At 47.9% G+C, this 12,583-nt stretch carries 6 protein-coding genes and 1 tRNA gene; 5 read left to right on the top strand and 2 right to left on the bottom strand.

Going from position 1 to position 12,583, the window contains the following annotated elements; genetic code table 11:
• Position 1 precedes the first annotated feature (1 nt).
• From D9Y29_RS17060 to D9Y29_RS17045, 4 genes are all read left to right on the top strand, one after another.
• On the top strand, positions 2-997 hold the full coding sequence (locus tag D9Y29_RS17060) for a fasciclin domain-containing protein (protein WP_127130375.1): 996 nt from the start codon (positions 2-4) through the stop codon (positions 995-997).
• Between the two features lie 31 nt (positions 998-1,028).
• Complete coding sequence (locus D9Y29_RS17055) at positions 1,029-4,295, top strand: TonB-dependent receptor (protein ID WP_127130373.1); 3,267 nt, start codon at positions 1,029-1,031, stop codon at positions 4,293-4,295.
• Between the two features lie 22 nt (positions 4,296-4,317).
• Positions 4,318-6,489 (top strand): IPT/TIG domain-containing protein, encoded by a 2,172-nt coding sequence (locus D9Y29_RS17050; protein WP_164735446.1) that lies wholly within the window; start codon positions 4,318-4,320, stop codon positions 6,487-6,489.
• 206 nt (positions 6,490-6,695) lie between these two features.
• Positions 6,696-7,367, top strand: a complete 672-nt coding sequence (locus D9Y29_RS17045; protein WP_127130369.1) for a hypothetical protein — start codon at positions 6,696-6,698, stop codon at positions 7,365-7,367.
• 85 nt (positions 7,368-7,452) lie between these two features.
• Here D9Y29_RS17045 and D9Y29_RS17040 read toward each other — a convergent pair.
• Positions 7,453-7,526: transfer RNA gene (locus D9Y29_RS17040), tRNA-Met, on the bottom strand.
• Positions 7,527-7,845: 319 nt separating this feature from the next.
• Between D9Y29_RS17040 and D9Y29_RS17035 the strand changes: the two genes are divergently transcribed.
• Complete coding sequence (locus D9Y29_RS17035; RefSeq protein ID WP_164735445.1) at positions 7,846-9,927, top strand: glycoside hydrolase family 172 protein; 2,082 nt, start codon at positions 7,846-7,848, stop codon at positions 9,925-9,927.
• Positions 9,928-10,012: 85 nt separating this feature from the next.
• Here the strand turns inward: D9Y29_RS17035 and D9Y29_RS17030 are convergent, their stop codons facing one another.
• Positions 10,013-12,580 (bottom strand): glycosyl hydrolase 115 family protein, encoded by a 2,568-nt coding sequence (locus D9Y29_RS17030; protein ID WP_164735444.1) that lies wholly within the window; start codon positions 12,578-12,580, stop codon positions 10,013-10,015.
• Positions 12,581-12,583 lie beyond the last annotated feature (3 nt).

Genomic DNA, 12,583 nt, shown 5'->3' with positions numbered 1-12,583 from the left:
CATGAAGCTGAAGAAAACAATACATTTCTTTTCCTTGCTATCCATATTGGGAATGAGCTCCTGCGTGAAAGACAACGACGGACAACTGAGCGATTACGATAACAACAAGATCAACCTGGTAGTGGCCGATAACTTCAATCTCTCTGCCATGAGTGCAACCCTGCGCCGCAGCGGAATCGACAGATCGCTCCAGGCGGGTGAAGGCCCATATACCTTACTGGCTCCTTCCGATCTTGCTTTCAACAATGCCGGTTATGGTAGTTCGTTAGCTATCCTTGGCGCCAACGGAGATGTGATCACACGCATCGCCAATTATCATACCATTGATGGAAAGTATGAGCTCAACAAACTGCCTTATCTCTTCAACCAGGAACTGCGCTCCCGCGGTGGAAAAATGTTTGCCACACACTGGATCAAAAGCGGCGATACCGTACTTACCATCAATGGCTCGCGGGTACTGGCTTCCAATATCCCTGCTTCCAACGGACTGATCCAGGTGATCAACCAGGTGCTGGTTCCTTACACGCACGATCGTCTTGGTGACGCCATTGCCGCAGAGAATGATATCACATTGTTCTCACAGGCGCTGAAAAGTTCAGGTGTGCTGGAAACCATCAATGGAACAGGTCCTTTCACCATATTCGCTCCCAATAATACTGCCATGAAGGCGAGAGGGTATCAAACTGTACAACAGATCCTCGAAACCGATCCTCTGCAATTGAAAGCGCTGGTTGACTATCACGTGGTGCGCGACAGGCGTTTCATTTATGATTATATCCTCAGCACCGGTTCTTTAAACACTACAAAACAAGCCATGCTGAATGGCAATACGGTGGATATAAAGCTGCTGGCTGACCCCCAGGCGCCCGGTAGTTTCAACAGCATTTCATTGCGGGGGATCGGTAATACTTCCGATGTGTCGCTGGTAAAAAGGGATGTCCTTACCGGTAACGGCGTATTGCATGTGATCAACAATACGCTTCGCATTACTCAATAGTCAGCATCAAAAAGATCGAAAAAAATAACTCATGAAGAATATTGGAAAAGCCGGTTGGTCCTTTTTTTGCCTGGTAATGCTGCTGAGCCTTGCCGGTAATGCGCAGGAAACTTCCGGATCACTCAGCGGAAAAATAAAAGATACTGCCGGAAGGGTAGTGGCGGGAGCCAGCATCACAGCCCTTCACATGGCCTCCGGCACAAAGTACTCGGTAGCTGCCGATGAAAAAGGATCTTATTTCCTCAATAATATGCGTATCGGTAATGGATATACGATTACGGTATCCATGGTAGGTATGCAAACAGAAACCAGGGATAATGTGAATATCAGGCTGGGAGGTTCACAGCAGCTTGATATCATAATGACGCCCGGCAGCCAGCAATTGAATGCTGTGACAGTTTCTGCCAGAGGAAGAAAACTCAGCGCACGCGCTGATACCTATGGAGCAGGAAAAAATATCAGTGCAGACCAGGTGCGCAATATGCCTACTGTGAACAGGAGTATCACGGATATCACCAGGCTTACGCCGCAGGGTAGCCGGGATAATAGTTTCGGAGGCTCCAATTTCCGCTACAACAACGTCACCATCGACGGCGCTATCAATAACGACGCCATCGGTTTCAGCCCTTCACTCGGTGGCCAGACCGGCACATCCGGAATGGCCGGCAGCAGCACCCGCACCAATCCCATCTCCCTCGATGCCATCGAAGATATGCAGGTGTATCTTGCGCCTTTCGATGTAAAGATCGGTAACTTCACAGGCGGTTCTGTGAATGCAGTAACGCGCAGCGGCACCAACCATATTGCCGGATCTGTGTATGGCTTCGGAAGGTTTGCTGCTATCACAGGAAAGGACAAAGCAGGTAAACTGGGAAAGATGAACGATGATTTCTATGATTACCAGGCCGGCTTCCGCGTTGGTTTCCCCATCATCAAAAACAAACTCTTCTTCTTCACCAACGAAGAGATCACAAAAAGACAGGATCCAACACAGCTTACAGTTGGTACTGAAGAGACAAGCCATATCCTTTCCACTGCCGATGCTGACGCCATCAGCGACGCAGTGAAAAGCCGCTACGGTAATATCTTCGATGCCGGTACAGCAGGGCTTTCCACCAATACCAGCGAGTCCAGGAAATTCTTCAACCGCCTTGATTGGAATATCAACAACAATCACCAGCTCGCCATTCGCAACAATACTATCCTGAGTAAGGCCACGCATATGGACCGCGACCAGCAGGATTTTCGCTTCAGCAGCATGGCATTTGAGCAAACCAATAACCAGACCAGTACCGTGGCTGAATTGAAGAGCCGCTTCAGCAACCAGCTCTCCGGTAACCTGGTGGTGGGTTTCACGCAGGTGAATGATAAGCGGGACCCGCTCAGTGATCCCAGTCTTCCGCAGGTGCAGATCATGGGCCGCACACCAGGCACTACCATCTATCTCGGAACAGACCGCGAAGCCAGCATCTTCAACATGAGGCAGCGCACCTGGGAATTCACCGCCAACCTGAATTACAGTTCCGGCGCACATAAGTTCCTGGTGGGTACTCATAATGAGCTGTACGATATCCGCTATGGCTTCGTGAACGGCTGGAATGGTCGCGTTGATTATCTTAACATTGAAGACTTCTTAAATAACAATCCTTACAGGGTACGCGGAAGCTACAACTATACCAACAATACGCGTGAGTACATCATGAACAATCCTGCTGCCACTTTCAATGTACATATGTACAGTTTATATGTGCAAGATGAGATCAGGGTGAACGATAAGCTGCGCATCACGCCCGGTCTCCGTGCAGACATGGCTTACCTGCCCGATATGCCTGTGATGAGTGATAAGGTGCGCAGCATCCTTTCCGATCCCAACTTTGGTAACACTTATACCTATACGCCGCTGAACCGAATCGAAAATAAATTCCTGAATAAGGTTCAGTTGTCGCCCCGTGTAGGTTTTCGTTATGATGCAATTGGGAACGGCGACCTGATCATTCGTGGTGGCGCCGGCCTCTTCACCGGCCGTATTCCTTTCGCCTGGCTGGCTTACGCTTATTACAATACAGGTAGCAGCTATGGCGCTTTCGATCAGCGTGCAGACGATAAGAATTTCGCACCCGGCAGTGATGCCATCAAACCCAATCCCAATGGTATAGGCGAATTCATACAACAGAATGGCGCTGTGATCAATAATCCCAACAGCGGAAAAACCCAGGTGGACCTGGTGGACAATGATTTCGTGATGCCCAAGGTTTTTCGTGGAAGCCTGGGTGTGGATTATGAAACAATGAACAAATGGAAATTTACCGTAGAGGGATTGTATACCAAAGTGATCAGGGACATCATGTTCCAACAATTGAATGTGAGTGATGAACCCCGCTATTATGGATATGATCAGAATCATCAGCAGCCCATTTACAGTGGAACGGTTGATCCCCGTTTTTCCAATACTTATTTGCTGAGCAATACCAATCAGGGCTATCGCTATAGTGTAACCGCTTCTGCCACCAAAACCATCGGCAGCAAGTTGAATGCTACGGTAGCCTACACTTACGGCCAATCCAAAGATCTGAGCAATGGTGTCAGGAACTCCATGGAAAGCAACTGGCAGCTGAACCAGAGCCTGGTGCCGAATAATCCCGGGCTGGCGTACAGTAATTTCGATGTACGTCATCGTATTGTGACCAATGCATCGTATACCCATTACTGGGAGAAGGCCGGTAAGACGAATATAAGTCTTTTCTTCAGCGCACAATCCGGTGTGCCTTTCACTTATGGAATTGTGAACAACAGTGTCCAGGGCTTGCCGCAGCAGGTGTCGCTGGTGTATATCCCCAACAGGGAAGAAGCTGTGAGGTTCTTCAAAGATGCAACCGGAAAAACTGCACAACAGCAGGCTGATGAATTCAATGCCTTTATCGATAAGAACAAATACCTCAGCTCCAGGAGAGGGGATTTCACGGAAAGGAATTTGGGCCGCACTCCCTGGAATGTACAGGCTGACCTTCATGTATCGCAAGATATCTTCCTGAACAAGTCCAGGTCGCAATTCATTACGGTGGTAGTGGATGTGATGAATGTCACCAACCTGCTGAACCGGAACTGGGGCATTCAGTATTTTTCGCCCAATACTTTCAACAGTACGGCCAGCGTGGGTTTGACGCCAACGCTGTTCCCGCCGCAGCAGAATCCCGGCAATTATCCTGTATACACATTCAAGGATCCGGGTAAGTTGTACAGCATCGATTATTTCGGTTCAAGAACACAGATGCAGTTGGGCGTCAGGTACACATTCTAAGTTTTAAACTGATTATATGCACATGAATATGAAAGTCTACAGTAAATGGCTGTTCCTCTTCAGTGTCCTGCTTGCTTTTTCGGTAGTATTGATTGCTACAGGATGTAAGAAGGATGATAAGGCGCCGCCCGTACAGATGGCCATCAAAAATTATTATCCCAACAGTGGTCAGGCAGGAACGCTGGTTACCATCGAGGGTACAGGATTTTCCCGTAATATTTCACAATACAAAGCAGCAATCGCCGGCGCTGATGCAGAAATGGTCAGCGCCACTTCTGAAGCCCTGGTGTTGAGAATGCCGGTAAATGGTAAAACAGGAAACCTGTCGTTTGTTTACCAGGAGAAGACTTATGAAGTTGGTCAATACACTTACCAGGCTTTGACGGTAAGCCGTGTATTTCCCAATAACGGCACCGTGGGATCGCAGATCAGGATCAGTGGCGCCGGCTTCAGCAGTGTGAAGGAACCCGCAGCAGTACTGGTGAATGGGATGTCTGCGCTGATCGTGAGTGTGACTGATACGTTGATCGTTGCCGAGATCCCTGCTGATGCAGGTACCGGTCCGGTTACCGTGAAAGTGGATGGCATGGAAGCGAAAGGCCAGGATTTCAAATACCAGGCGATCAGTGCTATCAAACCTTTGAGCGGTGGCGCCAATACGCGTGTAGCCATCCGCGGTAGTGGTTTTGAAACATCAACAGAGGGCAATGTCATCGACTTCAATGGTAAGCCTGCGATGGTAGTGTCTGCAACCGAAACGGAAATTGTGGTACAGGTTCCTGAGGAAGTGACCACCGGTCCTGTAAGTGTGAACATCAATGGGCAAAAGATCACCGGTCCTGCATTCACGGTAGTGGGCAAGCCAGTGATCAACGTGGTGTCTCCGCTGAGTGGTCCGAAGGGTTCGGTGATGACCATCACGGGTGATATCTTCAGTACTGAGCTTGACGAGAACAAAGTATTCATCAATAATGTGGAAGTGCCTGTAACTTCCGCTTCCAGGAACCAACTACAGCTAACCCTGCCCGGTGGAACCGGATCAGGAGCTGTTCGCGTAGTGGTGAATGACCAGGCTACGGAAGGTCCCCAGTTCAGGGACCAGACCCTGGGCATTACAGGTATCACACCTGATAACGGTCTGGCAGGAACGAATATTACTGTTACCGGTACAGGTTTCAGTACAGTGGCGGCTGAGAATACCGTTACTATCAATGGCGTTCCTGCTTCAGTAACCACGGCTACTGAAACCAGCCTTGTGCTGACTGCTCCTCCAACGGTGAGCACCGGACAGGTGAAAGTAGTTGTGAATGGATTGGAGGCATTGTCCCCGGTGCCTTTCAAACGTGCAGGTGTTATGACATTGGTGGGAGGACCGTCCAGCTCTGTATTCTATGCCGGTACTGTTGCAATGGCTATTGATAGTGATGGTAACCTTTATGTAGTGGACCAGCAGGCAAAGCTGGTAAAGAAGATCACGCCGGATGGAACTGTATCCAATTTGCAGGCAGGTGGTGCGGACATCGTTTTCAATCAGCCATCCGGTATTGCCATCGATAAAAACGATAACATATTCGTTTCAGATATGGGCGCACTCCAGATCAGGAAGATAACGCCTGCCGGTGGGAATACGGTGCATACTTCCGGATTTGCTGCTACCCAGATCACCATTGATGGTAACGGTGTGATATATGCGAACGTAGGAGGTTTTGCGCAAGGGATCAACAGGGTAACCACTGTTGGAACTTATACAAAGGTCAGTGGCCCTTACTGGGTGATGAGTCGTATTGTGGTGGATGCTTCCGGCAATATTTATTATCCTGACCAGAATGCAAATAGTGGAAACGGAGTGCGGACCACTACTGCAGCCGGACAAAGCTTTGATTTTGTAGGCAGCTCTGAAGCGGGCTTTGCAGATGGTGTGAGCTATATGGCGCAGTTCAACGGTATCAGCAGTGCTGTATTGGCTAATCCCGGAGAGATGCTGGTGGCGGATAACAATAACAAGGCATTGAGAAAAGTGGAAATGTCTAGCAGGACTGTTAGTACTGTCCAGCGATTTGCCTGGGGTTATCAGGATGGAACATTGGCCGAAGCAAAATTCAATTCAATGACTGATATGTGCATTGGAGCTGATGGAAGTATCTATATCCTGGATGCTACCAATAAGGCTATCAGAAAGATATTCCTGCAGTAAATGCCGGATTGTTGAGTAGAGTATGGCCCGTCTGTAAGAAGAATGCAGGCGGGCTTTTTTATTTTGAAGAATTTGATTAGTTTTATTCGCAATTCAAGAAAAGGACAATTACCCATATTCCAGCCTGATGGGTTTTGATTGTTCTTTCGCATAGCTGATTCAGCTATCTTCTTTATTAATTACTCATTTTTTTGAAACTCCTAAGTATGAAAAGATCCGTCTTATCCTTTGTTGCTATCATTGTATTGCTTACAAGCTGTCAAAAAGATAAAAGCGACGACAACTCCGGTGGAGGCTCCACTCAGGACACTTATCAGCCATTGACCAAAGGCAGTTACTGGAAATACAAGCAAACCGGCACGTTTGCTGGTGAAAATACCGTTATTGTTTCAGGCAATAAGAAAACCATGGATGGTATCGAGTATGTGTTATTGGAAGGGAATAATAGCGGTGGAACCACCGGATCGGCCTATTATGGTGTAAAAGGAAATAATTATTACCTGAGGGCTGCAGGCGTTTCACCCAATTCAGGCGCTGCATTTGACCTGACGCAATTGTACCTGAACGATAAAGAAGCAGCTGGCTTTACCTGGGATTTTGCAGGTGGACACGGAAACGGTTTTGCCGCAAAGATTCCTGGTAAGATAGTAGAACGTGATCTTACAATGACAGTCCAGGGTAAAACTTACAAAAATGTAATCCATACCCGGTTGAATCTGAAGTATGATGTCTTCGACATTGGCATATTTAGCTTTATGTACTATGACTATTATGTAGCAAAAGGAGTAGGCATCATCAAGATCGTTAGTGAAGGAGATCCGGATACGGCTCCGGGTGTAGATGCAGTATCGGAGCTGGTGGAATACAGTATCAAGTAGCGGTTCCTCCTTCAGAAGGAAAAAATAAATAAATACCTTAAAAGAAAAGGACTTTTCAATTTGAATGAAAAGTCCTTTTCTTTTGTACCGGGGACGAGAGTTGAACTCGTGACCTCAGGGTTATGAATCCTGCGCTCTAACCGCCTGAGCTACCCCGGCGTTTCATTCAGTTTACGCTGCAGATCAATTGATAATCAATCCTTACAAGCTTTCTCCAAATGGGTGGCAAAAATAGTGAAAAATCTTCTTTATAAAAAAGAAATTCAAAAAACTTTCCCGGGTTTGCAGGTAGTCTCTGGTCCGGGGCCGGCAGCATTGCTTAACAAATACCAGTGCTAATCCGGTACAAATTCCTGCTAATCCTACATTATATTCTTAGTTTACCCCCGGCTACTTTTACTCCAGAAAAAGCGGGAAAACGCTACCCTCCGCCATTTCCATACCTGGCCCACATCAATAAAATAGAATTACTATGTATATGAAAAAGACCTGCACGATCGCCATTTGTTTATTCCTCTTTTCCAGTTTTTCATTATCTATCCAGGCGCAACAAGTCAACTTTGAATCACTGCTCCGCGAGATGGCAGACAGGGAGGCCATTGCCCGGTACCCATCACCTGCCTACACACTGGCCCAGTTCAGCAGTTACGACCGCGCAACCACAAAGCCCGGGGACTCGAGCTGGTATGCAAACTGGGACCGCTCCATGTTCATTCGACTGGATGCTGATAAAGGAAGAAAAGAGTATGTTTTGTTCGATACCACCGGACCGGGCGCCATCGTACGTTTCTGGATGACCTTCTCCGGCGCCAACAGCGGTGATGGCATTCTTCGATTCTATTTAGATGGCAGATCCGAACCGGTAATCCAGGGATCTGCCAAGGAAGTGATCAGCGGCACTGCGCTTGTGAACGGCCCTTTAGCCGCTTCAGTGAGCGACAGCGTGAAATATTCCATGCGCGGACATAATCTCTACCTGCCCATCCCTTACGCCAAAAGTTGCAGGATCACCTACGAAACCAATAATATCACGGACTACGGCGCCAAAAAAGGAGAAGCTGTTTATTACAATATAAACTATCGCACTTATCAAAATGCCTCCGTCACCAGCTTTTCCCTTAAAGACCTGAAGAAACACAGGGCTCTGTTGCAATCAGTTCAGGAAAGACTGTCAACCCGCGATAAGGGATTACAGGCACTCTCACTGACTCCTGTAAATATCAATACTACCATTGCAGCCAGACAATCATCCACCATCAACTTACCCGGAGGCTCAAACGCTGTCAGGTATTTTCGCCTGAAATTGTCGGCTGCCAACCTGGAACAGGCTTTGCGCAGCACCATCGTTTCGTTCAAATTCGATGGGGAACAAACGGTATGGGTACCTGCAGGTGATTTCTTCGGCACCGGCTACCAGGTCCGTTATTCCAATACCTGGTATTCACAGGTGAACAATGATGGAACGATGGCGGCCTGGTGGGTAATGCCCTTCCAAAAAGCAGCAACACTCACGCTGCATAACCTGCAGGATGCGCCTGTTCAGGTGGAAGGACTGATTGAAACAGCTCCCTGGAAATGGGATGACCGCTCCATGCATTTCGGTGCTAACTGGCATCAATACTCGAATATATTCACTGGTGAGGTCAAGAATATGGAAGCAACCGGCGAGCCCTTCGATGTGAACTATGTGCAGCTTAAAGGCAAAGGTGTATATGCCGGTGATGGTCTCACCTTGTTCAATACCATCCATCGCTGGTGGGGAGAAGGCGATGAGAAAGTTTATGTAGATGGAGAAAAATTTCCCTCCCATATCGGAACCGGCACAGAGGATTATTATGGTTATGCCTGGTGCCGTCCTGAAAAATTCTCGAACCATCCTTTCATCGCACAACCCGATGGCAGTGGCAATTTCACGCCAGGGTTCACGGTGAATATGCGTTACCGCAATCTCGATGCCATTCCCTTCAACAATCAACTGACCTTCGATATGGAGCTCTGGCATTGGGGAAGAGCCCTGATCAATTATGCGCCGGTAACTTACTGGTACATGCAGCCTGGCGGAACTACCAATATCAAACCTGAAATTGCCACTGCCAGACTACCGGTGGCGATCAAACGTTCAGATATCGTTTCTCCAATAATCAGTCATGGAAAAGTGGAAGGGGAAAATATGGAACTAATGAGTATTTCAGGTGGCAAACTCACCTATCAGAATCTGAAAGGATATGATTGGAGCGATAATACACAGGCATTTTGGGCTGAAGGAAAGCCCGGAGATAAAATGGTGTTGAGATTTGTGTCGGAGGAAGAAGGACAATTCCACCTGAGCGCCCGCCTGACCAGCGCTCCGGATTATGGAAAAGTGAAAATGAAAATGAACGGACAACCCATTTCGCTTTCCTTTGATGGGCACGAAGAAAAAGCGAAAATGAAGATGTTATACCTGGGCAATTTCAGTATCAACAAAGGAGAAAATCTGCTGGAAGTGGAGATCACTGAGGCAAGGCCCAATGAAAAGAAGACAGCTTATTTCGGACTTGACTACCTGAGGGTGCATTAAGCCGTTTCGAATCAGGTAGGAAAACCAGGAAGCGCCGCAGCATCCATTCTGTAAAGATGGATACTGCGGCGCCCTGGTTATTTGATCATTCTTCGATTGATATTTCACTCAGCACCATTCCCGGGTCCGGCAGGTAGATCCTGATCGAAGCCTGACTCAATGAATTAATATGATGCCTGCTAGTGCCTGACATGAAGCCCTGTATAACGTTATTACCCCAGCGCTGACTCCAATGCTCACCCTGACCTTCGAGGTTCACAAATTCAGGTAAAGATCCGTTCAAAGAGATGGCGTAACGCAGTCCATGTTCATTATTCAATGCATGTGTGGGTAAGAATTTTACTCTCACCGTGTACTCTCCTGCTGGCACTTTTGCTCTGTATTCCACCCAGGATGCGCCTTCCACCGTATTACCTTTTACAGAGGCTGCAGTAAAAGGGAGAAGGGCGAGCCCCATTCCTGTAATACCTATCCCACGGATATTGGCCAGTTTGTATCCTTTCATTTCTTTCTTCATGGAATAATCCTTTGCGGCAATGCTAAGCAGCGGTTTCGGTCTTGCTGCTATGTCTGCTGGCGCAGGAGGATTTCTGCCGGCAATGGCTGAACGATACAGACTATCCGTACCAACTACTGGTACGCCATAGTTAAAGAACCTGTTTGTGATCTCTTTCGCGGCCGTATTCATCATTCCATCCCATTTGCCACCGGCGATGCCTTTGTGGTAATGCGCAGTGATGCTCAAAATACTGTCGTGGGCCGCTTTTGCCAGCTTTGCGTAATGTGAATAGGTCTTATCTCCCTGCCTGGCCAATGAAATGCTGCGTTTTGCATACAGTGTTTGCTGATTCATCCAGTATGCGCCCTGCACCGGGTATTGAACCAGCTGGAACCAGGCATCCTGCAGGCGTGCAGGTAGTTGCTTCCCCAATGCGATCGTTTTTGCAGTCAGCGCGCGATAGCGTCCGATACGCTGGTCGGCTTCTTCAGTTTGAAAAGGAATATTCAGCAACTGATCCGGTTTTCCTGAAGCCGCCAATTCATAATATTGCGATTTGATCTTTGCAATCTCACCTGCCAATGCCTCACCAAATATCTCTGCTGCCCACTTACGCAAATAAGTATGCGCATTTTCAGGATTCCATTTTTCGATATCCCATGCCATCTCCATAAAGAATGCTGTTTCCAGTTCCGCGGGTTTGATATCGCCCACATTTACTACCCACAACCGGGATATACCGAGATCGTATGATTTTTTCATTTCGAAAGCCGTCAACATGGGAGAGATGCTACTCAGCCAGATATAGGCTTCCGGTTCACCGAGATAGGAAAAATGATAGTACATGCCATGTCCACCGGACCTGGACTTCTTTGCCGGTACCGGCAATTGCCTTACATAGCCATGATTATCGTCTACCCAAACCATCGTTACGTCGTCCGGCAATTCCAGCTGCCCGGTACGGTACATATCCAGCACTTCGTTATATGGACAAAATGTTTGCGGCACCTCCGAAGCAGGTTGGCGGAGATGTTTCTCCAGCATCGCCCGCTGGTCTTTCACGATACTGTTCCATAATTTTATTTTTTCCTCCCGCGAAGCAGGCCCGGGCATTTCCGAATCCCCCACGCCACGCATGCCGATCATATAGGTAGATTCATAATTTTTGGATTCCACAACACGGTCTTCCCAGTAACGATGGATCTGATATTTGTTCAGGTCGTATCGCCAGGGGCCTCGTTTTTCCTTGTACTCTTTTTCAAAATTCACTGACCATTCGAAAAGATTGTTCCGCAACATTTGCTCGCAATGCGATGATCCGATTACGATGGCGTAATCATTTGCCAGCTTCGGATTGGCAGGCGTGTTATAGAAAGCTGTTGTACCGTAATACATCGCGGGCCAGCAGTAATTCGCTTTTAGTCGCAGCAGCAGCTCGAACACTTTTCCATATACAGCCGGGCCCAGGTTGTTCTGTCCATCATTCGTGTTTTTGTTTGCCCAGGAAACAAGCCCCCATTTTTCATCATTGATGAAGATGCCACGGTATTTGACAGATGGTGGCCCAATGATGGCAGTACCGGGTTCCACATACAATTCCTTTTTCTTTTCCGGGCGGACATCGGCCCACCAGTAAAAAGGAGAGACCCCGATCATGGATGACAATTCAAAGATGCCGAAAGCTGTTCCCCGCCTGTCGCTACCGGCAATCACAAGCGCCTGTTTCATTTTCGGGAAAGGTTGATCGATCACTGCAATGGTGAAGGTTTCCCATTGGCCACGCACGCGGGCCACATTCAGTTTGTTGGCGGAAATCAATTCATCAATCAAAACAGATTGACCAATTGTGCCCGCAATCACCATGTATTCCTTTAATGCAGGACCGGATTGAATTGCAGGCGCTATGTCCGTTACCTGTTCAATGTCTGTTTTCAGTGCATTGGCAGCAATCCCAACAACAGCGGCATCCTTTGCATCATAACAGATGGACGCCGCCTCACCGTTCCTCACCAAAGGAAATGCATTGACGGATGACCGGGTAGTTACTTGTAGTGCTGATTTCGCATGTTTATGACTGTTAGCAGCCGTTGTCTGTGCCTGTACAGGCAAGTCTGCCAGGGCGAAGAAGAGGTAAAAAAGATGATGAATGCGCATAGT

The sequence above is a fragment of the Pseudoflavitalea rhizosphaerae genome (assembly GCF_003991355.1).
Lineage (GTDB): Bacteria > Bacteroidota > Bacteroidia > Chitinophagales > Chitinophagaceae > Pseudobacter > Pseudobacter rhizosphaerae.
This window is presented reverse-complemented; position numbering and strand designations above follow the sequence as displayed.